This window comes from Microbacterium sp. (assembly GCF_044340635.1).
Taxonomy (GTDB): domain Bacteria; phylum Actinomycetota; class Actinomycetes; order Actinomycetales; family Microbacteriaceae; genus Microbacterium.
The window spans coordinates 25,044-50,019 of the sequence record NZ_JBIITF010000010.1 but is presented as its reverse complement, the minus strand read 5'-3'; the positions used below and the strand labels follow the sequence as shown (position 1 = coordinate 50,019).

At 68.9% G+C, this 24,976-nt stretch carries 26 protein-coding genes, 1 tRNA gene and 1 other RNA gene; 7 read left to right on the top strand and 21 right to left on the bottom strand.

The genetic code is table 11. The annotated features are described in order from the left end of the window. Nucleotides 1-50 precede the first annotated feature (50 nt). Complete coding sequence (locus tag ACIQ0W_RS10215) at nucleotides 51-302, top strand: hypothetical protein (RefSeq protein WP_396642704.1); 252 nt, start codon at nucleotides 51-53, stop codon at nucleotides 300-302. 198 nt (nucleotides 303-500) lie between these two features. Here the strand turns inward: ACIQ0W_RS10215 and ACIQ0W_RS10210 are convergent, their stop codons facing one another. From ACIQ0W_RS10210 to ACIQ0W_RS10200, 3 genes are read right to left on the bottom strand one after another with little or no spacing between them, the layout of a single operon-like run. Further along, nucleotides 501-1,685 carry an acetyl-CoA C-acetyltransferase gene (locus ACIQ0W_RS10210; RefSeq protein WP_396642702.1) on the bottom strand — a complete coding sequence of 395 codons (1,185 nt, stop codon included), beginning with the start codon at nucleotides 1,683-1,685 and terminating at the stop codon, nucleotides 501-503. Further along, the gene (locus tag ACIQ0W_RS10205; RefSeq protein ID WP_396642701.1) at nucleotides 1,682-2,383 is read right to left on the bottom strand and encodes a 3-oxoacid CoA-transferase subunit B; all 702 of its coding nucleotides are present in this window, start codon (nucleotides 2,381-2,383) and stop codon (nucleotides 1,682-1,684) included. The genes ACIQ0W_RS10210 and ACIQ0W_RS10205 overlap by 4 nt, the downstream gene beginning before the upstream one ends. A 1-nt stretch (nucleotide 2,384) precedes the next feature. Continuing rightward, complete coding sequence (locus tag ACIQ0W_RS10200) at nucleotides 2,385-3,167, bottom strand: CoA transferase subunit A (protein ID WP_396642743.1); 783 nt, start codon at nucleotides 3,165-3,167, stop codon at nucleotides 2,385-2,387. A 162-nt stretch (nucleotides 3,168-3,329) separates the two neighbouring features. Between ACIQ0W_RS10200 and ACIQ0W_RS10195 the strand changes: the two genes are divergently transcribed. Further along, nucleotides 3,330-4,112, top strand: coding sequence for an IclR family transcriptional regulator (locus tag ACIQ0W_RS10195; protein ID WP_396642700.1), 783 nt, complete (start codon nucleotides 3,330-3,332; stop codon nucleotides 4,110-4,112). 162 nt (nucleotides 4,113-4,274) lie between these two features. Beyond that, nucleotides 4,275-5,324, top strand: coding sequence for a zinc-dependent alcohol dehydrogenase family protein (locus ACIQ0W_RS10190; RefSeq protein WP_396642699.1), 1,050 nt, complete (start codon nucleotides 4,275-4,277; stop codon nucleotides 5,322-5,324). Between the two features lie 60 nt (nucleotides 5,325-5,384). On the opposite strand, the gene ACIQ0W_RS10185 is transcribed toward ACIQ0W_RS10190, so the two are convergent. Together ACIQ0W_RS10185 and ACIQ0W_RS10180 are read right to left on the bottom strand one after the other, a co-directional pair. After that, complete coding sequence (locus ACIQ0W_RS10185; RefSeq protein ID WP_396642698.1) at nucleotides 5,385-6,176, bottom strand: nitroreductase family protein; 792 nt, start codon at nucleotides 6,174-6,176, stop codon at nucleotides 5,385-5,387. 2 nt (nucleotides 6,177-6,178) lie between these two features. Further along, nucleotides 6,179-6,538 (bottom strand): hypothetical protein, encoded by a 360-nt coding sequence (locus ACIQ0W_RS10180; protein WP_396642697.1) that lies wholly within the window; start codon nucleotides 6,536-6,538, stop codon nucleotides 6,179-6,181. Nucleotides 6,539-6,840: 302 nt separating this feature from the next. Here ACIQ0W_RS10180 and ACIQ0W_RS10175 point away from each other — a divergent pair, with 302 nt between their 5' ends. After that, nucleotides 6,841-8,130, top strand: coding sequence for a phosphatase PAP2 family protein (locus ACIQ0W_RS10175; protein ID WP_396642696.1), 1,290 nt, complete (start codon nucleotides 6,841-6,843; stop codon nucleotides 8,128-8,130). Nucleotides 8,131-8,216: 86 nt separating this feature from the next. Here the strand turns inward: ACIQ0W_RS10175 and ACIQ0W_RS10170 are convergent, their stop codons facing one another. Further along, a complete protein-coding gene (locus ACIQ0W_RS10170; RefSeq protein WP_396642695.1) occupies nucleotides 8,217-9,185 on the bottom strand; it encodes a fumarylacetoacetate hydrolase family protein in 969 nt (322 codons plus the stop codon). Between the two features lie 166 nt (nucleotides 9,186-9,351). On the opposite strand from ACIQ0W_RS10170, the gene ACIQ0W_RS10165 reads away from it, so the two are divergent. Next, nucleotides 9,352-9,723 carry a hypothetical protein gene (locus ACIQ0W_RS10165; protein ID WP_396642694.1) on the top strand — a complete coding sequence of 124 codons (372 nt, stop codon included), beginning with the start codon at nucleotides 9,352-9,354 and terminating at the stop codon, nucleotides 9,721-9,723. 70 nt (nucleotides 9,724-9,793) lie between these two features. Here ACIQ0W_RS10165 and ACIQ0W_RS10160 read toward each other — a convergent pair. Next, nucleotides 9,794-9,866 (bottom strand) — tRNA-Lys (locus ACIQ0W_RS10160). 101 nt (nucleotides 9,867-9,967) lie between these two features. Here ACIQ0W_RS10160 and ACIQ0W_RS10155 point away from each other — a divergent pair. Continuing rightward, entirely contained in the window at nucleotides 9,968-10,807 is an 840-nt protein-coding gene (locus ACIQ0W_RS10155; RefSeq protein ID WP_396642693.1) for an inositol monophosphatase family protein, read from the top strand. A gap of 10 nt (nucleotides 10,808-10,817) precedes the next feature. Next, a complete protein-coding gene (locus ACIQ0W_RS10150) occupies nucleotides 10,818-11,402 on the top strand; it encodes a hypothetical protein (protein ID WP_396642692.1) in 585 nt (194 codons plus the stop codon). A gap of 257 nt (nucleotides 11,403-11,659) precedes the next feature. Here the strand turns inward: ACIQ0W_RS10150 and ACIQ0W_RS10145 are convergent, their stop codons facing one another. The 14 genes from ACIQ0W_RS10145 to ACIQ0W_RS10080 form a co-directional block, all read right to left on the bottom strand. Then, nucleotides 11,660-13,093 (bottom strand): UDP-glucose dehydrogenase family protein, encoded by a 1,434-nt coding sequence (locus ACIQ0W_RS10145; RefSeq protein WP_396642691.1) that lies wholly within the window; start codon nucleotides 13,091-13,093, stop codon nucleotides 11,660-11,662. A gap of 74 nt (nucleotides 13,094-13,167) precedes the next feature. Further along, the gene (locus ACIQ0W_RS10140) at nucleotides 13,168-14,604 is read right to left on the bottom strand and encodes a glycoside hydrolase family 26 protein (RefSeq protein ID WP_396642690.1); all 1,437 of its coding nucleotides are present in this window, start codon (nucleotides 14,602-14,604) and stop codon (nucleotides 13,168-13,170) included. Beyond that, nucleotides 14,597-16,246: a glycosyltransferase gene (locus ACIQ0W_RS10135; protein WP_396642689.1), complete on the bottom strand. Its 1,650-nt coding sequence runs from the start codon at nucleotides 16,244-16,246 to the stop codon at nucleotides 14,597-14,599. The genes ACIQ0W_RS10140 and ACIQ0W_RS10135 overlap by 8 nt, the downstream gene beginning before the upstream one ends. A 413-nt stretch (nucleotides 16,247-16,659) precedes the next feature. After that, complete coding sequence (locus tag ACIQ0W_RS10130) at nucleotides 16,660-16,854, bottom strand: hypothetical protein (RefSeq protein WP_396642688.1); 195 nt, start codon at nucleotides 16,852-16,854, stop codon at nucleotides 16,660-16,662. A gap of 105 nt (nucleotides 16,855-16,959) precedes the next feature. Next, nucleotides 16,960-17,361, bottom strand: coding sequence for an SdpI family protein (locus ACIQ0W_RS10125; RefSeq protein WP_396642687.1), 402 nt, complete (start codon nucleotides 17,359-17,361; stop codon nucleotides 16,960-16,962). Nucleotides 17,362-17,572: 211 nt separating this feature from the next. After that, complete coding sequence (locus ACIQ0W_RS10120) at nucleotides 17,573-18,304, bottom strand: formylglycine-generating enzyme family protein (RefSeq protein WP_396642742.1); 732 nt, start codon at nucleotides 18,302-18,304, stop codon at nucleotides 17,573-17,575. A gap of 58 nt (nucleotides 18,305-18,362) precedes the next feature. After that, entirely contained in the window at nucleotides 18,363-19,880 is a 1,518-nt protein-coding gene (locus tag ACIQ0W_RS10115; protein ID WP_396642686.1) for an SPFH domain-containing protein, read from the bottom strand. 153 nt (nucleotides 19,881-20,033) lie between these two features. After that, complete coding sequence (locus tag ACIQ0W_RS10110; RefSeq protein ID WP_396642685.1) at nucleotides 20,034-21,011, bottom strand: zinc-binding dehydrogenase; 978 nt, start codon at nucleotides 21,009-21,011, stop codon at nucleotides 20,034-20,036. A 126-nt stretch (nucleotides 21,012-21,137) separates the two neighbouring features. Further along, complete coding sequence (locus tag ACIQ0W_RS10105) at nucleotides 21,138-21,404, bottom strand: hypothetical protein (RefSeq protein ID WP_396642684.1); 267 nt, start codon at nucleotides 21,402-21,404, stop codon at nucleotides 21,138-21,140. A 190-nt stretch (nucleotides 21,405-21,594) separates the two neighbouring features. Continuing rightward, nucleotides 21,595-21,964, bottom strand: a transfer-messenger RNA (tmRNA) gene (gene ssrA / locus ACIQ0W_RS10100). A 116-nt stretch (nucleotides 21,965-22,080) separates the two neighbouring features. Beyond that, nucleotides 22,081-22,842: an anti-sigma factor gene (locus ACIQ0W_RS10095; RefSeq protein WP_396642682.1), complete on the bottom strand. Its 762-nt coding sequence runs from the start codon at nucleotides 22,840-22,842 to the stop codon at nucleotides 22,081-22,083. After that, nucleotides 22,829-23,437, bottom strand: a complete 609-nt coding sequence (locus ACIQ0W_RS10090; protein WP_396642681.1) for an RNA polymerase sigma factor — start codon at nucleotides 23,435-23,437, stop codon at nucleotides 22,829-22,831. Before ACIQ0W_RS10090 ends, ACIQ0W_RS10095 begins: the two co-directional genes overlap by 14 nt. After that, nucleotides 23,434-24,066, bottom strand: coding sequence for a class F sortase (locus tag ACIQ0W_RS10085; RefSeq protein ID WP_396642680.1), 633 nt, complete (start codon nucleotides 24,064-24,066; stop codon nucleotides 23,434-23,436). Before ACIQ0W_RS10085 ends, ACIQ0W_RS10090 begins: the two co-directional genes overlap by 4 nt. A 34-nt stretch (nucleotides 24,067-24,100) precedes the next feature. Then, on the bottom strand, nucleotides 24,101-24,922 hold the full coding sequence (locus tag ACIQ0W_RS10080; protein ID WP_396642679.1) for a DUF4397 domain-containing protein: 822 nt from the start codon (nucleotides 24,920-24,922) through the stop codon (nucleotides 24,101-24,103). Nucleotides 24,923-24,976 lie beyond the last annotated feature (54 nt).

Sequence of the window (24,976 nt, the reverse complement as noted above, 5' to 3'; positions counted from 1 at the left end):
GAAAATGTCAACCGTGGGCAGGGCACCGCGACCTTCGGTACCGTGGGAACATGCGCAAGTACCTGTTCGGCACGGGCATCATCTCGGCGTTCACCGGCGGCATCACCCTGCTGCGCGGTGCGCGCGACCAAGAGTTCACGTGGCGCGAAGCGCTGGCCTGGCTCAGCTGGGGCATCACCGCGGCGCTCGCGATCGGCTCGATCATCGACACCCGCCGCGCATCCCGCGGCCGCTTGATCGCCAACGACTCCCCTGTGCACGGCGACGAGCAGAAGCTGCTGAAGAAGCGCCTCCGCAAGTAGTTCTCACCCTCGCGAGGGACGCCAACGTTCGCGCGTGCATGACTTCGCGACCGGGGTCGCGCGCTTCCCCACCGACTCCGCCGCTTCGCGTCGAGTCCGCCGGGTGCCTCCGGTGAATACAGGGCGGTCTTGGCAGCAATGGGCGACGTCGGCGACCGGCGCCTGCGCGCCGCGGGCTTCAGACCAGGGATGCGCCGCTCAGCGCAGGAGGATGAGCGCCTCGCCCTGTCCGCCACCGCCGCAGAGCCCGACGGCGGCCGTACCGCTCCCCCGCCGCACGAGTTCGTGCACCATGTGCACGACGAGGCGCGCGCCTGATGCCCCGATCGGATGCCCGATCGCCATTCCCCCGCCGTGGATGTTCACGACGTCATCGCCGAGGCCCAGCTCGCGCTGTGAGCGCACGACCACGGCACCGAAAGCCTCGTTGACCTCGACGATGTCGAGCTCGGCCGGAGTGAGCCCCTGCTTCTCGAGAGCCCTCGCGATCGCCCGGGCGGGCTGCGCGTGCAGCGAGTTGTCGGGTCCGGCGACCTGCCCGCTCGCTCCCACCACGGCGAGCACCGGCCACCCGCGGTCGTCGGCGTGCGCTCGGTGCGTCAGAACGACGGCGGCCGCGCCATCCGAAATCTGCGACGAGTTGCCGGCCGTGATGGACCCGCCCTCGGCGAACGCGGGTCGCAGGCGCCCGAGCGTCTCGACGGTCGTGTCGGGACGGATGCCTTCGTCCGCCGTCACGAGAACAGGATCCCCCCGGCGCTGCGGTACCTCGATCGCCACGATCTCGTCGGCGAACACGCCCGCCTCGGTCGCGGCCGCGGCCCGCTGGTGCGAGCGGGCAGCGGCCGCATCCTGCTGCTCGCGCGTGACCTCGAACCGCTCGTTGTGGCGCTCGGTCGATGCCCCCATGCTCTCGTCGTCGTAGGCGTCGGTCAGCCCGTCGAGGGCCATGTGGTCGAGCACCTCGACGCTGCCGTACTGCCAGCCGTCGCGCGATCCCATCAGCAGGTGCGGCGCGCGCGTCATCGATTCCATGCCCCCGGCCACGACGACATGCGCGTCGCCGACGCGGATCATGCGCGCCGCGTCGATGATCGCGGTGAGCCCCGACAGGCAGACCTTGTTGACGGATGACGCGGGCACATCCCATCCGATGCCCGCCGCGAGCGAAGCCTGGCGTGCGGGGTTCTGTCCGGACCCCGCGGGTAGCACCTGGCCCATGATGACCGCGTCGACCGCATCCGCTGCGATTCCGGCTTTCTCGAGCGCGCCGCGGATGGCGAAGCCACCGAGTTGCGGCGCCGTGAACGCCGCGAGCTGGCCCTTCAGCCGACCCTGCGGGGTCCGCGCGGCGGCGACGATGACGATGTCGTCGGGGTTCATGAGGCGTGCCCTTCCGTGGCGGCGTGCGGCGTTGCGGCGTGCGGGCTCGCGGCGCTGCGCAGCGCCTCGGGCACCCGCAGGGGCGGCTCCGTCGCCGCGACCACCTCGTCGACGCTCACCCCGGGCGCGACCTCGACGAGCACGAGCCCCTCGGCCGTGACATCGATCACGGCGAGGTCGGTGATGATGCGATCCACGACGCCGCGGCCCGTGAGGGGCAGCGAGCACTCGTCGACGATTTTCGCCGAGCCATCCTTCGCCACGTGCTCCATCAACACGATCACGCGTTCCGCTCCGTGCACCAGATCCATCGCGCCTCCCGGTCCCTTGACCATCTTCCCCGGGATCATCCAGTTCGCCAGGTCACCGGTGCGCGAGACCTGCATGGCACCGAGCACGGCGACGTCGATCTTGCCGCCGCGGATCATGCCGAAGCTCGTCGCGGAGTCGAAGAATGACGAGCCTGCGAGGGTCGTCACGGTTTCTTTTCCGGCGTTGATCAGGTCGGGGTCGACATCAGCGTCTGCCGGGTACGGCCCCACGCCGAGGATGCCGTTCTCCGACTGCAGCACGACGGTCACGTCATCCGGCACATAGTTCGGAATGAGGGTCGGCAGGCCGATCCCGAGGTTGACGTACGAGCCATCCGTCAGCTCGGCGGCGGCGCGCGCCGCCATCTGCAGGCGATCCAGGGCCATGTCAGTTCCCTTCCGAACGGGCGGCGCGCACCGTGCGGCGCTCGATGCGCTTTTCGATGTCGGTGCCGACCTCGACGATGCGATGGACGTACACGCCTGGCAGATGTACCTGGTCCGGGTCGAGTTCGCCCGGCTCGACGAGCTCTTCGACCTGGGCGATGCAGATGCGCCCGGCCATCGCGGCGAGCGGGTTGAAGTTGCGCGCGGCCTTGTTGAAGATCAGGTTGCCGTGCCGGTCGCCGCGCAGGGCGTGGACCAGGGCGAAGTCGGTCACGATCGCCTCTTCGAGCACGTGCTCGCGGGGCTCACCGTTCACGTCGAACACACGGACATCCTTCGGCGGTGACGCCACCGCGACCCTGCCCGCACCGTCGTAGCGCCGCGGCAGCCCGCCCTCGGCGACCTGCGTGCCGACACCCGTCTGCGTGTAGAACGCCGCGACCCCCGAACCCCCGGCGCGGAGCTTCTCGGCGAGCGTGCCCTGCGGGGTCAGCTCGAGCTCGAGCTCGCCGGAGAGGAACTGACGCTCGAACTCCTTGTTCTCGCCCACGTACGACGACGTCATCTTGCGGATGCGGTGGGCGTTCAGCAGCACGCCGAGCCCCCAGTCGTCCACGCCGCAGTTGTTGCTGACGATGCTGAGATCCGTCGTGCCCTGCGCGAGCAGCGCCTCGATGAGCGCGATCGGATTGCCCGACAGCCCGAAGCCGCCGACGGCGAGCGATGCGCCATCCGGGATGTCCGCGACGGCCTCGGCCGCACTCGCCACCTGCTTGTCGATCACATTCACTCCCTCGTGAGCGGCGAAGACGGTGCTGTCCACCATCCGGTACGTCTCATCGGCCACGCGGTCGCGAGAACTGTCGCTCCGAGCCTGGCGCCCAGCATCCGCTCCGCGCAATCACCCTCTTGCCATGTGGATCACCCGCGGACTAGCGTCCACATTATGGACACACCGACCGTTCCGGGCGCACAGGCCATCGCCCGCGCGGCCCGGCTGCTGCGCCTCGTGACCGCCTCCGGGGCCGCCGGCGCCACCGCGGGCGACCTGGCGCGCCAGGCCGACCTCTCACGATCGACCGCGCACCGCCTGCTGTCGGCGCTCCGAGCCGAGGGGCTCGTCGATCAGGACGACGAAACGGCGAGATGGATGCCGGGGCCCGAACTCTTCCTGATGGGCACCGTCGCCGCGGCACGCTACGACATCACCGCGCTCGCGCGCGACATCGTGCGGTCGCTGGCGGTCAAGACCGAGGAGAGCGCGTTCCTCTCCGTCCGCCGCGCCGACGAGACCGTCTGCCTGCTGCGCGAGGAGGGCGCGTTTCCGATCCGCTCGTTCGTGCTGAGCGAGGGCGTGCGCTTTCCGCTCGGCGTCGCGTCCGCGGGGCTCGCGATCCTCGCGTTCCTTCCGGAACAGGATGTCGGCGCCTACCTCGATCGTCACCCCGAACTCGATGAGCGGTGGGGGGCGCCGCATGGCGCGGGGCCGCTCCGGACGCGACTCGGCGAGACCCGCGACCGCGGCTACGCCGTGAATCCGGGCCTGATCGTGCCCGGCAGCTGGGGCATCGGCGCCGCCGTGTTCAATCGTGCGGGTCATCCGGAGTGGGCGCTGAGTCTCACGGGTGTGGAGTTCCGCTTCGGGCCCGACCGCCTGGCGGGGCTCGGGCGCACCCTCCTCGCGCATGCGCACCAGCTGACGACGCGCATCGCCGCCGCGGGGCGCTGAGTCGGTGCTCTCGAGTCGGTGCTCTGCCCCGCGGACTCACGCGAACGGACGCAACATGCCGTCCGGTCTCGCACCGGCATGGCATGGTGCGTCCTCTCGGTGTGCCGGTCAACCGTCGGCCCGCGCCGGTCGTGCGCGCACGGCCCGGCGTAGGCTGGGAACATGCGCGCGACGACGATCCATGCAGCCGGCGATGTCCGTATCGAAGAGGTCCCCGACCCCGTGCTGAGCACGGGCCGAGACGCAATCGTCCGCGTTGTCGCGGCGTGCGTCTGCGGCTCCGACCTGTGGAGCTACCGCGGCGTCCGCGACCCCGAGCCCGGCTCCCGCATCGGCCACGAATTCGTCGGCGTCGTCGAGGCCATCGGCGACGATGTCGAGAACGTGGCGGTCGGCGACTTCGTCATCGCGCCGTTCTACGACTGCGACATGACCTGCGCGAACTGCCGCAACGGCGTCTCGACCTCGTGCCTCGAGCACTCGTGGTGGGGCTCGCGCGACCACTTCGGCGACTTCGCCGACGGCGCCCAGGGCGAGTTCGTCCGCGTGCCCCACGCCGACGGAACCCTCGTGAAGACCCCCGAGTACCCCGCCGATGACCTCATCCCGCATCTGCTGACGCTGTCGGATGTCTTCGGCACCGGTCACCACGCCGCCCTGTCCGGCGGGGTCGGTCCCGGCAGCACGGTCGTCGTGATCGGCGACGGCGCGGTCGGCCTCTGCGCCGTGCTCGCCGCGAAGCGCCTCGGCGCGGAACGCATCGTGCTGATGTCGCGCCACGAGTCCCGCCAGGCGCTCGGGCGCGAGTTCGGTGCGACCGACGTGATCGCCGAGCGCGGCGAGGAGGGCATCGCCGCGGCTAAGGCCCTGTTCGACGACATCGGGCCCGACGCGGTTCTCGAGTGCGTCGGCACCCCCGAGAGCATGGACCAGGCCATCGCGACCGTCCGCCCCGGCGGCACCGTCGGCTTCGTCGGCGTTCCCGCCGAGGGCAACTCGGTGCCGGTGGGATCCCTCTTCGGTCGCAATGTGGCCCTCCGCGGGGGCGTCGCGCCCGTCCGCAACTACATCGAAGAGTTGTTGCCGGATGTCTGGAACGGCACCGTCGAGCCGGGCCGCGTCTTCGACCTGACCCTGCCGCTGGCGGAGGTCGCCGAAGCCTACGCCGCGATGGACGAACGGCGCGCGATCAAGGTGCTGCTGAAGCCCTGAGGCCCCAGAGCTGCAGGGCGAGGACCGCGGGCCCGAGGACTGCGGGCCCCAGGCATCCGCTCAGTCGTCCCAGCCCTCCTGAGGGGTGGCGCACGTGCCACGGAAGACGTACTGCGAGGGGCGCTTGCGCTGGTGGCTCGACCAGTCGATCGGCGGGCGCCGCTCCGCGGGCGGAAGGTAGCCGAGACGGTAGACGGCCATCAGGTCGAGCGTGTCGGGCACCTCGAGCAGGCGCTCGATGCGTTCCCAGTTGCCCGGAACTTCCATCGGGAACGAGACGAACTGGATGCCCATGCCGAGCTCGACGGTCGTGAGCCAGACGTTCTCCATCGCCGCACCCATGCTGAAGAGGGAGTAGAACGACGACAGCTCGCCCTCCCGGTTCTCTTCGCGATCCAGCAGCACGGCCAGCAGCAGGGGCGCACCGGCGACGAGCTTGCGGTTCTCCTCCCCCAGCGTCTGCGGCACACGCAACCCGTTCATGAGCTTCTGCCCGCGCCGCGTGAAGACCTGGCTCGTGAATGGCCGAAGGGGCGCCGGAAGCTTGTCGAACAGCATCCCGTCGCGTCGCTCGTCCATCTCGGCCTGACTGAAACGGAAGTACCGCTTGTACCGCTCGAAGAATGTGCCGTTCGACATCGCGGTCGTCATGCTCTCGCCACTGATCGCCGCGATGGCATCGATCGTGTCGCGTTCTTCGATCAGCACGAACCGCCACGGCTGGCTGTTCAGCTGCGAGGGCGCCCGCCCCGCGACCTCCATCAGCAGGCGCTGATGCTCCTCGGAGACGGGGTCGGGCAGCAGATGCCCGTTCGTGGTCTTGCGTCGTCGGACGACATCGAGGAATTCCATCCCTACCCCTGTGTGGTTCTGCGTGACGTGATGAGGGCGGCGGCGAAGAACGGCGCGGCCGCCGTGGCCGTGGCGCTGTGCCGCCAGCTGCGGGTGCCGACGTAGGGAATCACTGCGAGCACACCCAGCGCGCCGACCACGGAGAGAGCGTGGCCCGCACGCCGGTCGACGACCGCTGCGACCGCGCTCGCGGCCGTCAGGGCGGCGGTCGTCGCGAAGAGGGCATGATGCACCCAACGGAAGCTGTGAGTGTCCACGATCCGAGTCGCGACGCTGATGCCCAGCGCGCAGTTCACCGCGTAGGCGACGGATGCCGCGACGGGAAGCGCGGGTCCCGCTATCGCTCGAGAGTGAGTCACCATGAGGTCCGCAGTTTACCCGGACCCCCGCAAGAGCCTTCCGGCGCTCATCGCAACACCCGGCCCCACGGAGCCGCATAGCAGAGCGCCGCGATCGCCGCCCGGCCTTGACCACGACGTCGCGGGCCTTACAGAGTTTTCAGAAGCCCGCGAGACGGGCGCACCGAGAAGGAGGGCTCGACATCACAGAATCATGGTGGGATGACCGGACCCTGGTCGGCCGCGCAACTGGGCCCGGCCGACGCCAGGTTCTTCGCCTGGCCGCCGGGTCATCCCTCGGACTTCTGGTCGTCTTCATCGCCGGTGTGGCGCTCGGGCTGGCCGTGTCCTTTGCGATCGGCACCGGCCCAGAGGCATCCTCGCCGGGGGGAGAGAATCGGTCCGGGGAGTATGCGATCGTCGATTTCGCGCTCGAGATCATGTCTCAGATCGGCTGGATTCTCCTGCCGCTGATTCTCGTGTGGCTCCTGCTGCGCCGCCTGAGCCGCCTCGCCCTGCTCGTCACGACGGTCGGCACCGGCGCCGTCGCCCTCGATCTCGGGCTCGCTCCGGCGATCCGCGTGACGGGTGCACTCTTGCCCCCGCTGGACGCGACCGCGGTGATCACCCCGGATTCCCTCGTCCTGTTCGCAACAGTGACCCTGGGCGTGCTGCTGCTCGTGCTTCTTCCCTTCGCGTCAGCGGCAGCGCGGGCATGGACCATCGTCGCGGTGACGCTCGCCGACGCCGCAATCGTCAGCGCGGCCGTCGTCGCCCAACAGCGGTACGCATCCGTCGCGATCGGCTGGCTCATCGCCCTGACCTGGCTGGCGGTGGCCACGATGACGTTCCTCCGCTGGCAGCGGGCGCTGGAGCGTCTGCCGCACGGGCCCTCAGCGAATCCCCCGCCGGAGGGTGCGGTGCCGCCTGCTCCGATCGGCGAAGCGCCGCTGCCCGGGGGCTGGCGTAGCGGACTCACACTCGTCCTGGCGGCTGTTCTCCTCTGTGCGGGGCTGATCGGCTCCGGCCTGCTCATCACCCGCCATCTCGCGCCGGTGCGGCAGTTCGATGCCGCCGTCATCGACGGGTTCGTCGACATCCGCACTCCCGTGCTCACCGCGATCGCCCATATCGTCGACCCCCTGGGCAACACACCCGGCATCATCATGGTGCTGCTCACCGCGGTTACTCTGGCCTCAGCCGTGACCCGCCGCTGGGCTCCCGTGTTGTTCCTCGTGACGGCGACCGCCGGCGAGACGGCCATCTTCCTGTTCTCCCAGGCTGTCGTGGGTCGCCCCCGGCCGTCCGTCGAGCACCTGACGGGCCTCCCCGCCACCCTCGCGTACCCCTCGGGACATATCGCTGCATCCACCGTCACCTACGGCGCCATCGCCCTGCTCCTCGTCGCCTGGGCGGGCCGCCGTGTCGGCGCGATCGCGGTCGCGTTGGCTGCCCTCATCGTGCTCGGGGTGGCCCTGACCCGGTTCTACGTGGGCATGCACTACCCCACCGACGCGCTGGCCAGCGTCCTCTTCGGTGTCGTCTGGCTGGCGGTGTGCTGGCACGCATTCCGGCCGGATCGTGGGGCGAAGAGTCTCCGCGGTTCGGCGGAGTGACGGGCGCAGCGGGAGGACATCCGGGGCGTGGATGCGTCGCGCCCGGCCGCAACGACATCGAAGAGCTGCTGCGCCACCCGCGGGGCTCAGAGCGCGCGAGCGCGAGGTTTCGGCCGGCGGCGCGCGGCAGGCAGTGAGCGCGCGGGGAACGGCTCCCCGACCGTGCCCGCGAGCTCGCCGAGCAGCTCGACGCGAAACACGACCTCGTCGCCCGGCTGGAGGGGTCGCGGGGTGAGCGCTCCCCCGGCCCGACCCCACAGTTCGCCGAGGCTGCCCCCGTTGCCCATGGCGCCGGCACAGACCACATCCCCCGGCATCACCCGGGACGCGCGAGCGGCGTACGCAATGAGCTCGGGGAACGTCCACGCCATATTGGACACGAGGTCCGACCCCGTCAGGTCCCGATCGACGTACGCTTCCGCGCGAAGCGCCAGGAATCCGTCCGGCGTCATCCGCGTCGCGACCTCGTCGGCCGTCACGATCCAGGGGCCGATGGATGTCGCAAAGTCCTTGCCCTTCACCGGACCCAGGCGGGCCTGCATCTCGGCGAACTGGATGTCTCGCGCCGACCAATCGTTCGTGATCACGTACCCGAAGATCCGCGTCGCCGCTTCCTCCGGTGACAGGTCGATTCCGGGCTCGCCCCCCAGCACGGCCGCGACGCCCAGCTCGTAGTCGAGCCGCTCGGTCGCCGGCGGCCGGATCGTCGCCCCGGTCCCGAAGATCATGTGCCGATTGCTGAAGCGAAAACGCGGGGCCTCGTACCAGGCGTCGGACACATGGCCCTGGCCCGCAGCATCCGCCGTCATACCTTCGAGGTGTTCTTCGTACGTCGCGAAGTCGCGGACGGATGCGGGAACGAGCGGAGCGAGCAGGGTCACCGCAGAGAGGGGCACTCCACCACCGTGGACGCGGCCGAACAGTTCGTGCGCCCGGTCGAGGCCCCTGCTGAGGACGCTCTCGACCGTGTGCGCGTCGGGGAATCGAACGACCGCACCGTCGATGACGAAGCCCTCACCGACCTCACCCGCGTGGTCCCATCGTGCGATCTTCACGAGATCTCCTGTTCCGTCCGCGCCGTTGCGGCACCTGATTCATACCGTCCGCGCGAGGTGTGTCGCCCGAGCCGTCTCACGGAGTGGAAAGCCGATCGGCCGCGAGATGCTCGCGCGGGTATGGAGCTCGTGCCAGACTCCCGCGAACGGTATCGATGGAGGAGCAATGACTCGGTGGCAACGCGGCTCAGCCGTGGCAGGTCTGTTCATCGTCGGAGGAGCCGCGCTCGTCGCCGGCATGACGATTGCGGTGCTGCACGCCCTCGAAATCCTCCGCGGAGTGACCCTGTGGGCCTGGTGGGCATTCCAATCCGGGTTCAGGTTGCCCGGCGCCGCCTCCGACCCCACCCCGATACCGCTCCCCGTGTTCGACTTCCTCAGCCCCGGACTGGGTCTCGTCGGAGGGGTTCTGGTGCTCCTCCTCGCGTGGGTCACGATCATCGCGGCCACGACGCTCGCGTGGCCGGGTCGACGCGATCGGACACGCAAACCGAGGGGCCTCGACGAAGACGCACGGCGCCTCCTGACCGGGGAATAGCGCACAGCCCCGACGCTCCTCCAAGCATGAGAAAAGCCTCCGAGATGGCGAGATCTCAGAGGCTTCCCAGTGCACCCCCTCGGACTTGAACCGAGAACCCACTGATTAAGAGTCAGTTGCTCTGCCGATTGAGCTAGAGGTGCAGAGGTCCGCCCAGGTGGAGCCGGGCGAACCGAGGGTCAACATTACCATCACGGTTACGTCACTCGCGAATCGTCCAGGCAAGCGCCGGTATCCTGGGGCCGTGACTTCCCCCACGTCGCCCATCCCCGGCGTCGCGCACACCGATCACTCGCGTGCCGACGACCTTTCTCTTGCGCTCCGACTCGCGGATGCCGCGGCCACGGCCTCGATGGCGCGCTTCGATGCCGTCGACCTGGACGTGCAGACAAAACCCGATGCTTCGCCGGTGTCCGAGGCCGATCTCGCGGCCGAGCGGGCGATCCGCGCGATCCTGGCGGAGGAGCGCCCGGGCGACGGCATCCTCGGCGAAGAGTACGGAACGAGCGGCGACAGCCGACGCCAGTGGATCATCGACCCGATCGACGGCACGGCGAACTACGTGCGCGGCATCCCCATGTGGGGCAACCTGATCGCGCTCGCGATCGACGGCCTGCCGGTCGTGGGTGTCGTCGGAATTCCCGCGATCGGACGCCGCTGGTGGGGTGCCGAAGCCCTCGGGTCCTGGACGAACACGCCCGACGGCGGCGAGCGGCGGCTGCGCGTCTCGTCGATCGACACGCTCGACGAGGCGAGCGTGAGCTTCCAGAGCATCGCGCAATGGGACGAGACGGGTCACCTCGACGCGCTCGTCGCCTTGACGCGCCGAGTCAAGCGCGACCGCGGCTACGGCGATGTCTGGCCCTACATGCTGCTCGCCGAAGGACGCCTGGAGTTCGTCGCCGAATTCGGCGTACAGGAATACGACATCGCCGCCGTCGTGCCGATCGTGACCGAGGCCGGCGGTCGCGTCACATCATTCGAGGGCGAACAGACCCTCTCGGCACGTTCGGTGATGGCGACCAACGGCATCCTGCACCAGAACTTCCTCGATTTCGTCCACTCCCCCGCGCCGGCCGCCTGATCTGGACGCCATGACTCGTTCCCGCGCTTTCCCCCGTTCCCGCACGACCCTCGGCGCCACCGCGCTCGTGGCCGCGCTGGTGCTCACGGGATGCGCGTCGACACCGGATGCCGCGCCATCCGCGCCGCCGCCCAGTGCTGCTCCCACAGCCACCCCCACGCCGACGCCCACCGCGATCGAGCCCGTCGTGCGACCCGAAGACCTCACCTGCGAAACACTCATCGCACCCGATGTCGTCGCGGCGTTCGTCGAGGCCGGATGGGAGGCGCAGGAGGAGGTGTTCCGCGTCGGCTCGCGTGAGATCCCCGATGGCCTGTGGTGCATCTGGGGCGCGGCCGGAGCCGTCACGGCCAGCGTGCAGATCTACGGGTGGGCCGGCATGGATCCGGCAGATGCCGAAGAGGCCCAGGCGGAACTGGCCGAAGGCGGTTGGGTGGCCGAAGAAACGCCAGACGGCGTATACGTCACCGAGAACCCTGACACGACCGTCGCGACCGACGACGACGGCTATGGCATGACGTTCCTCTTCGGCGACGGATGGGTCGCCGTCGCCGACACGAAGGAAGGGCTGCTCGTCATCGAGCTGCCCACCTGATCCGTGCGGTCGGCCCTGTACAGCGGACATCCGAGAGGTGCGACCTGCTGGGGACGGCCCGCGGAGCCCCTCTCGGGCGACTTCAGCCGCAGCAAACCTCTCGGATGTTCGCCCGACGACCCGAAGCCGCCCCGATCAGCCCCGGCCAGCGTGTATCTGAAAGAACGACGACCCGATAACGGGCCCAGACGGGCCATCCGGCATCATCCGGGCCCGATATTCCTATCGGATTGACGCGCCGCCGCCCCGGCCCCGGGCTACGCGGCCTCGATCTTCCGCATCGCCCCGGTCATCGGCACGGGCACCGGAATCGCGTGCCCGAGTGCCCGGTAGTCCCATCCGGCCTCCCGCCAGGCGTCCGCGGGCAGGCAGTTGCGGCCATCGACGACGATCCGCTGCGAGACCAGATCGCCGATCACGTCCGCGTCGGCGTTGCGGAACTCGTCCCACTCCGTCAGCACGAGCACCACATCCGCTCCGCGAACGGCGTTCTCCATCCCGTCCGCGTACGAAAGGGTCGGGAACAAGCGCTTCGCCGTGTCGCCCGCCGCCGGGTCGTAGACCGTCACGTGCGCGCCCCGCAGGTGCAGGGCGGCGGCGACGTTCAGCGCCGGCGAGTCTCGCACGTCGTCGGTGTCGGGCTTGAAAGCCGCTCCCAGCACGGCGACGCGCGCATTCAGCACAGACCCGCCGACGGCCCCGAGGGTCATGTCGATGATCCGTTGACGCTGGTCCATGTTGATCTCGTCGACTCGCTGCATGAGCATGACCGTCGAGTAGGCCCCGAGTTCGCCCGCGCGGTGCATCAGAGCGCGGATGTCCTTCGGCAGGCAACCTCCCCCGAAGCCGAGCCCGGCGTTCAAGAACTTGCGGCCGATGCGCGCGTCGTACCCGATCGCGTCGGCGAGCACCCCGACATCCGCCCCGGCCTTTTCGCACAGGCCGGCGATCGCGTTGATGAACGAGATCTTCGTCGCGAGGAACGCGTTGGCGCTCACCTTGACCAGCTCGGCGGTGGGCAGATCGCACGTGACGACGGGCGCTCCGTTCTCGATCGCGGGTCCGTAGAGGCGGCGCAGGCGCTCCTCCGCCCAGGGCGATGCCCCGCCGATCACGATGCGGTCGGGACGAAGAGTGTCCTCGACGGCCATCCCCTCGCGCAGGAACTCGGGGTTCCAGATCAGCTCCACGTGCATTCCGGGCGCGATCGTCTCCCCCACCATCGAGCGCAGTCGCGACGCCGTGCCGACGGGCACCGTCGACTTCCCGACGATCAGGCCGTCGTGCGTCATGGCCTCGACGACCTGGCGCGTGGCGGAGTCCACGAAGCGCAGGTCCGCGCCGTGGCTCGAGGCCTGCTGCGGTGTTCCGACGCAGATGAAGTGGACATCGGATGCCGCGACCGCCGCGGCGAGATCCGTCGTGAATCGCAGACGCCCGGTGGCGACGTGCCGCGAGATCAGTTCGGGCAGTCCGGGTTCGAAGAACGGCACCTCTCCGCGTTCGAGAGCGGCGACCTTGGCGGGATCCGTGTCGACGCCGATGACGTCGAAGCCCATCTCGGCGACGGCTGCGGCATGGGTGGCACCGAGATATCCGGTGCCGATCACGCTGACGCGCAGGGGCGCGCCCGCGTCGTCGGTGGGGAGCGGCGGAACCGCGTGCACGGGGCGGGCGGGGATGATCTTCACGATGCACTCCTTGAGGTGGGGAAGGTGGAGCGGGACGAGCGGGGATGGTGAGAATCGTGCGACAGGGGGATGGGTCAGTACGGCTTCAGGAAGAAGTTGGCGGCGGGATCGGCGATGCCCGTCTGGAAGGCCTCGAGCGAGTCCGCCCGGGATTCGATGCGCCAGTCGTTCGTCACGCGTTCTCCCTTGCTGATGGTCGTGACGGCGAGGTTGAACCAGGAGAGACCGATGAGGTCGGAGTTCTCGGGGCGCGTGAAGGCATCGAGGACATCCGTGACCCAGTCGGCCTTGTGGCCGCCGTTCTCCGAGCCTCCGATCTCGGCGAGGATGATCGGTTTGTCGGCGACCTGCCGGAGTTGGGCGAGCGTCGAACCGAACGTGTAGTCGAACGTGAACGCCTGGTTCTCGGCGTACGGCGGGCGGAGGTATCCCGAGATCCCGATCCAGTCGACGTACTCATCGCCCGGGTAGAGCGCCGTGAGGAACTCGAGCGACTTGTTGCGGGACGGGAGGTTGTTGATGATGTTGGGCGCCCACGTCCAGATGACGAGGGAGTTCGCGCCCTCCTCTTCGAAGATGTCGTGCACGTGCGTCCAGACGGCGACGTAGTCGCCCGGCCTGTTGCCGTTGAGCGATCCGCCGCTGCTCGTCGTCTCCGCCCACGGATACCAGATGCCGTTCATCTCGTGGTTGAGACGGATCGCGAGGGGTAGTCCCGTCGTGACGATGTCGCGGGCGTACTGACGCAGGTACTCGTCGAACGCCCCCGGAACGCCGTTGTCGGGGTCGCCGAGGATGCGCGGCAGCGAGTAGTCCGGCTCTTCGACGACGTCGTTCTGCGAGGCGATGGGTCGCGATTCCCACGTGAGCATCGGGAGGAGACCCCGCTCCCACGCCTTCGTGACGGCATCTCCGCGATAGGTCTGGTCCCAGCCGCCGAAGTACCCGACGATCGACTGGCGCGTGCCCGCCTTGAGAGCCGCGTCGTCGAAGGTCGCGAAGTTGAACGGCGCCTGCGTCGTGTACATGCCGAAGTGGCGCTGCGCGGGTTGCAGGAGTTCGCCCTTCGCCGGCGCGGTGACCGGGCTCGGAGCGGGCGCCGCGGGAGCGGGTGCCGGAGCGGGTGGACGTGGCTGAACCGGCGAGGGCTGGTTCCGGTAGACGATGACTGTGTCGGGACCCTCCGGCTCGGATCCCTCGTCCGGGACGGGCGCCGGGGTCTGCGTCGGCGTCGGCGTGGGCGTCGGAGTCGACGACGGCTTCGTGGCGGGCGTCGGAGTCCGCTCGGCCGCGGCCTGGGCAGCATCGAGCTGTCGTTGCAGGGCGGCCTTCTCTGCCTCGCTCGCCGCGAGCTGCTCTTCGAGGGTCAGGGGACGCTCCCCTGCTCCGGGGCTCGCCCACACGGCGGCGCTCGTGATGGTCAAGGCGACGACGAGGACTGCTCCCCCGATCGCCGCGCCGCGCGCCGACCTCGGGGTGGCCGCCCACCAGCTGCGGGGTCCGCTAGACAATGAAGATCGCCTCCAGTGCGAAGATGGCCAAGCCGATCACGTACGGCCAGGCGGCTTTGGGGTTCAGACGGCGCCGGGGCGGCGCGGTTTGGACGTCGGATGCCTGGGCGGACGCCGTGGGCGTCGGGGCGACCTCGGCCTGCTCGGTGGTGGCGCGCGTCCGGTCTTGGCGGAGGGCGACTCTCGTCGGGGACTCGGCGACGGCGACGCCCTGTTCGCCGCGACGCAGAGGACCGTAGGCGACCGTCCCGGGACCGGCCGCGTGGTTCGTCGAGGGTCGCGCGGGCGAGGCATCCGTCCCCGCGGGCTCGATACCGAGCTTCGCAAGCTCTTGGTGCATGCGCTCGCTCTCGATGTCGCGACCGGTCGCCTGTTCGTCCGTCGTGGGGGCGTCCCCGCCGGCGTAGGCGCCGGCACGCGTCCCCCAACCGCTGGCGTGCCCCATCCGGAAGAACCCGATCAATCGGATCGGCATCAGGAACGCGGTCGAGGTGATGATGAAGATCGGCAGGCGCAGGAAGTCGCTGGGGCGCTCGGCCAGGTGTCGCAGCTGGCGGATGGCCATGCTCAGCACGGACGAGATGACGATCAGCGCGACAACCCAGATGAGCCCGGAGCTCATGCCGAACTCGTTCAGGATGGCGACGTAGAAGTTGTGGCCCTCACCGACGGCCGCGCGATAGATCCAGCCGCCGATGACACCGGCGAGCAGGAACGGGAGCACGATGTCCATCACCATGAAGACGGCGAGCAGCGGCGCGTGTCCGAGCATCCAGGGCAGCATTCTCAGGGTGTTGTACTGGCTGCCTCGCGCCCACCGCAGCTGCTGCTTGTAGAGCTTCTTCACCTGGGTCGGGGCGTCGGTGTAGACCAGGCTCGTGTGCTGGTAGACCGTGCGGTAGCCCTCTTTGAGGGTCAGGTTCGTCAGCGTGCGGTCATCCGAGATCTCGAGGAAGACGCCCATGAACTTCTCGTTCATGAACTTGTCCATGACGCGGACCAGGATGTCCCGGCGGAAGGCGATCGTGCGGCCGGGCAGGCATCCGACCTGGCCCAGAACGCTCTGGGCCGGCATCGAGTAGAGCGAGCGGGTGTTCTCGAGCCAGTCCGCCCAGCGGGTGATCCAGCTGCGCTCGGGTTCGAGGATGCGCTGGCGCGTGGTGGCGCCGCCGACGCGCTTGTCGCCGAACGGCTTGACGAGCTCTTCGAGGGTTCCCGGCGTCCAGACCGTGTCCGAGTCGACGAGCACCGAGATCTCGTATGTGGACAGTTCGACACCGACCTTGACTGCGTTGCGCTTCCCGGCGATCGGCGTGTGCACCCAGCGCACCTTCGGGGCGAACTCGGCGCAGACCTCTTCGAGCCCGAGGTTTCGAGCGCCGTTGATGACGACGATGATCTCGTCCGGTTCTTGCTCGATGATGCGGCCGAGCACGTCACGGAACAGGTCGAGCGGCTCGTCGACGACGGGGATGATGACGCTCGTCGTCGCCTCATGGGGCTCCGTGAAGGGCCGGTAGTGCTGGCTGATCAAGAGTTTCGTCAGCCACAGACCCCAGATCAGGAACGAGTACACCGCGAACAGGTACAGCTCGGGATACCCCTCGAGCATGTGCCTGACCTGCAGCAGGAAAATGAACATTCCGCTCCCTCGTTCTCGGTTGTTGGGTCCCGCGGCGGTGAGGGTGTGACCGGTTTTCTCTTTCTTCGAGTGTTCGACGGGGTCGGAGGCGCGGCAAGAGCGTTCGCCGCGGTTTAACCGACACGAAACGAGGGCCCGCTCAGCGCGTTTCGCCGCAGTCGGACGACAATGCCCAGACCACGAGCGCTAACCGCGCGCTCAGAAATGGGGCGCCGGATCGAGGGCTCTCAGCAAGGGTTCACGCGGCTGTTAAATGGCGGAATCATGCCGGAATCACGCGGTTTTTCGGGGTGTCCCCCGATTGGCGGACAGGCACTCAGATGCCTCGTCCACCGTTCGGAGGACACTGTAGCCCATTCGGGGGACACGCGCGAACCGGAGCAAGCATGGCGCGCGGGGCGCCGGGTGCTCGGTCAAGCGCCGATCAGCGCGAGCACCTGATAGACGACGTAGACGGGCCAGACCGCGGCCTGGAGGAGCCCGAGTACGACGCCCCAGAAGCTGCCGTTCGAGATCGAGATGAAGTAGATGGCTGCGCCGATGTAGGCCAGCAGGAAGATGAACCCCCACGGCCCTGCGCGCTCGACATATCTGCGGCTCTCGGACATGACATCCTCCTTCGGCCCCCCGTCAGGCGACCTGCGATCAGGCTAGAGGCCGTCCAGAAACCGCGAGTAGGGCCATTGGTCCCCCGTGCCGCGGCCGGGGCCTCCTCAGGAAGTGTCGAGGGCGGCTCGGGCGGCGCGCTGAGCGGCGGATGCTCCGGCGAGCGCCCATCCGATCATCCACGCTGCGCCGCCCAGCGTCAGGATCGCGGTGGCGACGAACGTGGCATCGGTGCCCAGCCGCCAGAAGCCGAGGGTGGCCACGAGAGCACCGGCGACGATGGCACCCCACCCACCGACGGTGGTGCCGCGGGCCGCCGCTCGCTGGGCCGGGGACCACGCCTCATCCGACGACAGCGTGAGCCGAGTGCGCACCCCGGCGATCTGATTGCGTGGGAGCCGCCCCAGCCTGCTCCTGCGCGCGAGCCACACCATCAGCGCTCCCGCGAGCACCATCACGATGCCGACCACCGCGAGCGCGACCGCCGACCCGAGCTCCCCGTCGTTCATGAGTTGCTCTCCATATCTCCACGCTATGTCCGCTTACGTCGCCCGTTGCGACATGCGCCGACCGGGCCCGACGCGTACATCCGGAAGGAACGACGAGGTTCTCGAGCCCATTTCCAGCCACATGCCGTCCCGCAGGCCCTTCGTTCCTTTCAGATGTCCGCCGGCCGCGTGCTGAAGACGAGCCGGGACGAGCCGGGGCTCGGGGCGGAATTCACCGCCCGAGCGGAGTCCAGCCGGACGGCAGCGGCCCGTCGACGTCGCCGCGCTCCCGATCGGCTACCGCCGACCAGCCCTGCGCCGCATCCGTGGCGTCGAAGCCCCCGCGGGCGAGGCGGAACCCGACGTCCTCGTGCGTCGCACGCGGGGGCCCGCCGCGCCGGGTCGAGGCGCGTACGCTCCACGCGTCGTCCGCGTACCCGCCGCCCCGGAACACGCGGTAGTCGCCGTAACGCGCGGGATCGAGCAGGTCCCAGCACCACTCCCAGACGTTGCCGAGCGTGTCGAAGAGCCCGTTCAGGTTGGGCAGCTTGCCACCCACGTTCTGCGGGGTGGTCGTCCCATCGCCGCTCGTCCACGCGACCTCGGCGAGCGGTCCGTAGTGCGCTCCGGTGGACCCTGCCCGGCACGCGTACTCCCATTCGGCCTCGGTCGGCAGCCGGTACCCATCCGAGTCGATGTGCCAGGTCACGTCCTGGCCCTCGAACGAGTAGGCCGGATCGAGCCCCTCCCACTCCGACACCGCGTTGCAGAACCGGATGGCTCGCAGCCAGCTCACCTCAACGGCCGGGCGCCGCGGGTGCACCGATGTCTCACCCAGGATCTCGGCCAGCTGCTCCTCGGTCACGGGGTACACCCCGATCTCGAAGGGCTCGAGTTCCACGGTCCGGCGCGCCTTGCGTCGCGCATCGTGGAGCGTGACACTTCCAGCCCCGATCCGGGCCATCTGGATGTCGTCCACGGGCCTCCGTCCGAGCGGGATCGAGCGGGTCGGTTCCGGCCGTTCAGTCGCCGGCGGCGTCCGACCCCGCCGAGGAGGTCGCGGCCGGGGTGACAGGCTTCGCCGAACCCTCCGCGATCCCGCGCCCGAGGGCCTGCCCCTGGATGATCGCGCTGAGGTCGAGACCGGTCGCGGCCTTGACGCTCTCGAACGTCGCCGACAGGCTCGTCGACTGCTCGCGTGCCATGTGAGTCCCCGCGGTGTCGCCGCCGATCAGCGTGATGTTGCCGATCTTCTGGTAACCCTTGGCGAACTCGGCCATGAGCTGCGGCAGCTGCCCGATGATCTCCTTCGCGAGGATCGCGTCCTGGTTCTCACGGAGCGCCTCGGCCTCGGCCGCGATCGCCTCGGCGGTCGCGGTACCGCGTAGGCGAATGGACTCGGACTCGGCTTCGGCCTGCACCCGCACGGCGAGGGCGTCGGCCTCGGCCTGCACGCGAACCGCGGCGGCTTCGGCGGATGCTGCGGCCTCGCGAGCCTGGGCCTGCGCGTTGACGGCGTATGCCTCGGCATCCGCCCGCTCCTGAGCGACCTTGCGCTCGGCCTCGGCGTTCTTCTGGCGCTTGTACGCCTCGGCGTCGGCCGCGGTCTGCTGCTGGTACGCCTGGGCTTCGGCATCCGTCTGCTGCTTGTACTTGTCGGCGTCGGCGACCTTCTTGACCTCGGCGTCGAGTCGAGCCTGCGTGTTGTTGGCTTCCTGCAGGAGCACGCCCTGCTCCGCCTCGGCGCGCGCCAGGTTCTCGGACTGCTCTGCGAGCGCGTTCGCACGGCCGACCTCCGACAGCGCGGCGGCCTTGTTCTTGTCGAGCGCGGTCTGCTCGATCAGGTTCGCCTCGTCGGCGGCGAGCTGACGCTTCTTGACCTCGCGCTGCGCATCGATCTCGGCGACGTCTGCCTGGCGGCGCACGCGCTGCACCTCGACCGCTCCGAGCGCCGAGATGTAGTTGTTCTTGTCGGTGATCCCCTGGATCGCGAACGAGTCGAGCACGAGTCCCTGCGCGAGCAGGTCGCCAGAGATCCCCTCGGCGATCTCGTCGCTGAGCTTCTGGCGGTCCTGCATGACCTGCTCGACCGTGAGCTTCGCGACGACGCCACGCAGCGCACCCTCGAGCTGCTCGGTCGTGAAGATGACGATCGCCTCGTCCTGCGACGCGAAACGCTCGGCCGCGCGGCGTACCTGGTCGGGGGTCGACCCGATCTTGACGAGCGCGACGCCGGTCAGGTCGATCGTCACACCGTTGATCGTCTGCGCCGTCGGCTCGAACTTGATCTGGCGCGAGCGGAGCGAGACCTTGTCGGAGCGCTGCGTGAGCTTATTGACGAGAGCGCCGCGACCGCTGATCACGGTCATCTTGTTGGCTTCGCCCTCGGTGCTGTCGCGGGCCTTCTTACCGACGATGACGATGGCCTCGTCGGCCCGGGGCACCTGGTACCAGAGGCGGAACAGGATCAGCATGATGATGAGGACGACGAAGACGATTCCGCCGCCGACGGCGAGCGCGATGAGCAGGAACGGATCCATGTGGGTGGGTCTCCTTCTTCGGGCCTGCCGCGTGCACGCCGTACAACCCAACCTATGCGCAGAGGTACTTTCGCGCTCCCCCGAGTTCGACGTCACCCACCGATACCCCGGTCCCGAGGTCCCGAGGTCCGACCGGGGGAGCCGACCTCCCGGTCAGAAGCGCAGGAGGATCTTGCCTGTGCGCCCGGGCTGGTCGCTCGCGGATGCAGCGGCCCGAGCATCCGTGAACTCGAACACCTCACCCGCGGGCATCGCAACCTCGCCGGATCCGATGCGCTCGACCAGCTCACCGAAGAGGGCGGCGCGCTTGTCGGCATCCATCCACTGGCTCACCTTGCTGCCCCAGAAGCCCTTCACCGTCGCCTGCTTGAAGATCAGGTCCCCCGAAGACAGCTCGAGCTTGTCGGACCCCATCGCCCCGAACGACACCAGCGTGCCCCCCTCTCCGAGCAGCGAGAGGAGGTCCCCAGCGGCCGACCCACCGACCGAGTCCACGGCCGCTCGCGGGGCCGCGTCGCCCAGGATCTCCGCGGCGCGCTCGCGCCAGTCGGGGCTCTCCGTCGAGACGACGTCCCGGATGCCGAGGGCTCCGAGCTCATCGACGCCCGCGTCGCGGCGCACCAGACCGAGAACGTTCACGCCGCGCGCCGCGGCGAACTGCACGATGAGCTTGCCGACTGCTCCATTCGCGGTGTTCTGCACGATCCACTCGCCCGGCTGCACGTCGAGGTACTCGAGCAGACTGAGCGCGCTGAACGGCATCGAGATCATCTGCGCTGCGGTCTCGTCGTCGACCGAGTCCGGAACGGGTACGAGCCCGGATGCCTTGGCCACGAAGTACTCGCTCCACACGCCGAACGTGCCGCCCGTGGCGACGCGCTGCCCGATGTGCAGCTGATCGACGCCCTCGCCGACCGCGTCGACGACGCCGAGCGCCTCGGTTCCCGCCAGAGCCGGCAGATCGGGCTTGAAGCCATAGGTGCCACGGATCGTCCACAGGTCGTGGTTGTGGATCGGCGACAGCACCGTGCGCACCCGCACCTCACCCGCGCTGGGCTCGGGGATCAGCCGTTCGGCGACCTCGAGGACGTCGCTGGCTTCGCCGAATGTCGAGTGGATGAGTGTGCGCAAGGTGGTGCTCCTTTGGATCTGACGGCCGGGTGTGTGCGACTAGTAGGTCGGGGCTCCTCGCCCGCCACACCCTCCCCGCCCAACGCCCGGGCGCCTCCGCGTATGCCCCGGTCGTTGAGCGTCGTCTCAGCGGAACGGATTCGGGGTGTCACTGCCCGAGGCATCCGTTGCTCCCGCAGCGTGACCCAGATCCCAGGCATCTCCGCGGCCCTCGAGCTCGCGAGACAGGGCGTCGGCGTCGAGGATGCGCTTGGCGAGGCGCACCCAGTCGCCCCAGTGCGCCTCGACGGCCGGGGAGTCGTCCGAGGTGCGCACAGCCCACTTCTCGGGCGCGTCGGCGGGGGCGAGCGAGAGGGTACCGGTGGAGATCAGGTTGCGGCGAGGGTCGGGCATGGGGGTCTCCAAGAGGGCTGCGCGGGTCGGGCTGGTCGCTTCGACAGGCTCAGCGGCCGCAAAGGTACAGCGGGTCGCTTCGACAGGCTCAGCGACCGGAGGCCGAGGCATCCGTAAAGAAAAAAAGAGCCCGGCCCCCGCGAGCATAGAGCGCGCGGGAGCCGGGCCCCCCAACGTGCGACAACGACCGATGTGGAGATGGGGGGAATCGAACCCCCGTCCATCGCTGTGATTCTGCGCCTTCTACGGACGTAGCTTGTGCTGACGTTCTGCTCGGCTCCGACCTTTGCCACAAGCATCTAGGTCGACGAGCCCAGCCTGAGAAAAGTCCCGCGTGACGTTCAGGCGCCGTCACACAGCAAGATCCCTAAATGACGCCAGGGTCCGTGTCGGGATCACACACGGTCTGACGGACTATCGGGCTCGCTTACGCAGCGAGGGCGAAGTCAGTGCGCTTGGTTTCGGCACTTATTGTTTTGCAGAGATCGTTTACGAGATAACCCTGCATCCTCGGCCCGCTTCTCGCAGGTTCGCAGGCGATGTCGAAACCGATCATCCCCATGGTCCTTCTTGCGAAGGGGCCGTTGTCGCACGCTGTTGAGTTACCACGCTCGGGATGTGTGTTACCAACACCCGAGCATCTCAGTTTACAGGCCCGAAGGGCCGCTGGCCACCCTTACAAGAAGCCCAACTCGCCGCGCACGATCGAATCGCCCGAGTGCCCGGGCTGACCGTCGTCGGGCTCGTTCGACACATCGACCAACACGTACTGCGACACGTCGATCTCGGCCGGCACCGTGAAGGTGCCCTCGGTGCCGTCGAGCACGCCGAGGCTCACGAGCGCCGACGCATCCTTCGTGATCAGCCACACCTCACGGTACGAATCCGGCATCTCATCGGCCTCGAGTTCGACCCGGACCATCCGCGTGCCGTCGGGCGTCTCTTCCAGCACGGCGGCACCCACGGCTCCGGGGTGGTCGGGGAATGCGTCGAGGGATGCCGCAGCCACCTCGACCACGGCGGTGCGCTGCCCGACCGCCCAGCCGCCGACGGCCACGCCCGCGACGACGACCAGCGATGCCGCCAGCACCCACGCGGTGGCAAGTCCCGGGCGGCGTCGCCTGCCCGCGTGGCGCGCGACGGTGTGCCCGCCGGTGGACAAATCCGAAGTCTCGGGCGCGGCATCCGACACCGGCATACCGACCTCGTCGCGGATCGCGTCCCACACACGCTCGGGCGGGGTCAGCATCTCGCCGGCGTCGATGGCCGACCGCCCAACGAGGGCCGCGTGGCGCAGCTCACCGAGCTCACGTTGGCAGTCGACGCACGCCGCGATGTGCAGATCGTCGTCGGCCGACGCGACCGGCTCGCCCATCGCCAACAGCGCGAGCTGTTCCGGGTCGAGGTGCGACTCACTGTTCGGGTCACGGTGCGACATCGACGGCCTCCAATCTGGTGCGCATTCGGGTCAGACTTCGGCGGATGTGGCTTTTCACGGTACCTACGGGCATATCGAGTCTGGCTGAGATCTGTTGGTGGGTCAGGTCGTCGAAGAACGCGAGTCGCACGACGGCCCGAGCATACGGTTCCAACCGTTCGATCTCCTGCGCCACGAGCAGCGTTTCGGCCAGGTCCACGGATGGCGCGGCCACCAGCTCGTCCGGATGTGTCACGCGCTCCAGCTGCTCCTGCAAACGCCTGACCCGGGCGCGAGCCTCGTGTGTGTCGGCGATGCGACGCTTCGCGATCGTGATGATCCACGTTGCGAGCGCGGCTTTGGCGGGATCGTACGATTCACGTCCGGTCCAGGCGGCGACGAAGGTCTTCTGTGTTACGTCCTCGGCGTCCGAGGTGTCCGCGAGCGATCGCAGGGCGAGTGTGTAGACGACCGGCGACCAGCGCCGATACACCTCTTCGAGCGAGCGCTCATCGCCCGCGCGAAATCTCGCGTCGAGAGACTGCTCAGGATCGGCATCCATGCCGTTGACCTTTCGGATGTGACGCGCCCCGCCGCGGGTCGTTCCCCCGGTCATGCGATCGGCCGGGCGATGGCGACCACGTTATCGCTGTACGACCGCCTTTCGGGGTCGAAGCTGCCGCCACACGTGATCAGCACGAGAGCGGGGGCGCCGTCTCGGACGAAAAGCTGCTCGGTCGGCAACTGCGACCGCGGGTAGTAGGTGACGCTCTCGATGGCGTAGCGCGTCATCCCGCCGTCCTCACTCTCGACCTGCACCTCGGTGCCAGCCGCGAGATTCCGCAGGTTCGACAGCGGACCGATGCCGTAGACGCGCGAATCGACGTGGGCCGCGAGCACGGTGTTTCCGGCGCCTTCAGCGGGGTACGCGCCGTAGCGGTACCAGCCGGCGACGCTCGGCTCGGGCGGCAGCTCCATGAAACCGCCGTCCTCGATTCCGACGGGCCTGATCGACATGTCGATCGACACCGAAGGCACCTGCACCCGAACGGGGGCGATGGGATCGACGACCGGCGGCACTGCACTCGAGGTTCGCGGCACGTCGACCACGGCGGTCGGCGACGGGATGGGAGTGGGGGTTGGGACGTCGCTCGCCCCCGCGTCCGGGAGCCTGGCGGGGGCGAGCGAACATCCCGTCAGGGCGAGCAACAACACCGCGACGATGAGTGGGGGGACTCTGTTCATCGTGATGTTCTCCTGTTGCTCGCCCGATCGGATGTCAGCCGCGCGAGCGGACTGACCGGAAGCCCAGGGCGGCCGCGACTGCCGCACCGAGCGCAAGGATGATGCCGATGCCCCACACGAGCGGCGCCGGGCCGTTCTCTGCGACAAGACCGGCCGAGCCCGAGTTGACGCTGTCGGGCGAGGAGTGCAGGCCGGTGATGGTCTGCACAGCGAGGGCGAGGTTCTCATCGGTCGCGCTACCCCAGGCGTAGACGATCGTCAGAACGCCTTCCTGCACGTCGACATCGGCGGGCCCGATCACGGGGTCGGTCGTGCCGGCCAGCGCCACGGAGGCGGGGACCACACCGGCGGCCAGGTTCAGCGTCGCCTCGTTCGGATTGGTGAGGTCTTCGACGACGGGGGTGCCGCCGGCCAGGATGTCGACCGCCGGGGCCGCGGCGACGTGGCGCACGGTCAGTCGACCCTCGCCTGCGGCGGTGGTGCTGATGTCGTTGGTGAACAGCGTGGCCGTAGGTGCGCCGGCCTCGTCCAGGTGCGCCACGGCGGTGTAGCTCGTGTTCGCCGCGAGGGTCAGGGTGATGGGGCCGATGACCGGGGCACTGTCGTCCGCGGCATCCGGTGCCGTGATGGCGACGACGTAGTCCCCCGCGGGCAGGTCGAGCGGGCCGGCGAGGTCGCCGGGCTGGAAGTCGTCGAGCGTCAGGTCGCCGTTGACGTAGACGTCGACCGGGGTGTCAGGCACGGCATGGAGCACCGAAAGATCGGCGGTGGTTGACGAGATCGCGCTCGCGGGGGTGATGAATCCCACGGCGGCGACGACACCGACAGCAATGCCGGCAGCGATTGTCTTGCGCACGTTGTCCTCCTTCACGGGCGCGAGCTCTTCGCGCCGTCTAGAGAGTTGTTCCGG

Coding starts and splice junctions, on each gene's coding strand:
- ACIQ0W_RS10215 (WP_396642704.1), top strand. CDS start 51: ATGCGCAAGTACCTGTTCGGCACGGGCATCATCTCGGCGTTCACCGGC.
- ACIQ0W_RS10210 (WP_396642702.1), bottom strand. CDS start 1,685: ATGAACCCCGACGACATCGTCATCGTCGCCGCCGCGCGGACCCCGCAG.
- ACIQ0W_RS10205 (WP_396642701.1), bottom strand. CDS start 2,383: ATGGCCCTGGATCGCCTGCAGATGGCGGCGCGCGCCGCCGCCGAGCTG.
- ACIQ0W_RS10195 (WP_396642700.1), top strand. CDS start 3,330: ATGGACACACCGACCGTTCCGGGCGCACAGGCCATCGCCCGCGCGGCC.
- ACIQ0W_RS10190 (WP_396642699.1), top strand. CDS start 4,275: ATGCGCGCGACGACGATCCATGCAGCCGGCGATGTCCGTATCGAAGAG.
- ACIQ0W_RS10185 (WP_396642698.1), bottom strand. CDS start 6,176: ATGGAATTCCTCGATGTCGTCCGACGACGCAAGACCACGAACGGGCAT.
- ACIQ0W_RS10180 (WP_396642697.1), bottom strand. CDS start 6,538: ATGGTGACTCACTCTCGAGCGATAGCGGGACCCGCGCTTCCCGTCGCG.
- ACIQ0W_RS10165 (WP_396642694.1), top strand. CDS start 9,352: ATGACTCGGTGGCAACGCGGCTCAGCCGTGGCAGGTCTGTTCATCGTC.
- ACIQ0W_RS10150 (WP_396642692.1), top strand. CDS start 10,818: ATGACTCGTTCCCGCGCTTTCCCCCGTTCCCGCACGACCCTCGGCGCC.
- ACIQ0W_RS10135 (WP_396642689.1), bottom strand. CDS start 16,246: ATGTTCATTTTCCTGCTGCAGGTCAGGCACATGCTCGAGGGGTATCCC.
- ACIQ0W_RS10130 (WP_396642688.1), bottom strand. CDS start 16,854: ATGTCCGAGAGCCGCAGATATGTCGAGCGCGCAGGGCCGTGGGGGTTC.
- ACIQ0W_RS10125 (WP_396642687.1), bottom strand. CDS start 17,361: ATGAACGACGGGGAGCTCGGGTCGGCGGTCGCGCTCGCGGTGGTCGGC.
- ACIQ0W_RS10120 (WP_396642742.1), bottom strand. CDS start 18,304: ATGGCCCGGATCGGGGCTGGAAGTGTCACGCTCCACGATGCGCGACGC.
- ACIQ0W_RS10115 (WP_396642686.1), bottom strand. CDS start 19,880: ATGGATCCGTTCCTGCTCATCGCGCTCGCCGTCGGCGGCGGAATCGTC.
- ACIQ0W_RS10105 (WP_396642684.1), bottom strand. CDS start 21,404: ATGCCCGACCCTCGCCGCAACCTGATCTCCACCGGTACCCTCTCGCTC.
- ACIQ0W_RS10095 (WP_396642682.1), bottom strand. CDS start 22,842: ATGTCGCACCGTGACCCGAACAGTGAGTCGCACCTCGACCCGGAACAG.
- ACIQ0W_RS10090 (WP_396642681.1), bottom strand. CDS start 23,437: ATGACCGGGGGAACGACCCGCGGCGGGGCGCGTCACATCCGAAAGGTC.
- ACIQ0W_RS10085 (WP_396642680.1), bottom strand. CDS start 24,066: ATGAACAGAGTCCCCCCACTCATCGTCGCGGTGTTGTTGCTCGCCCTG.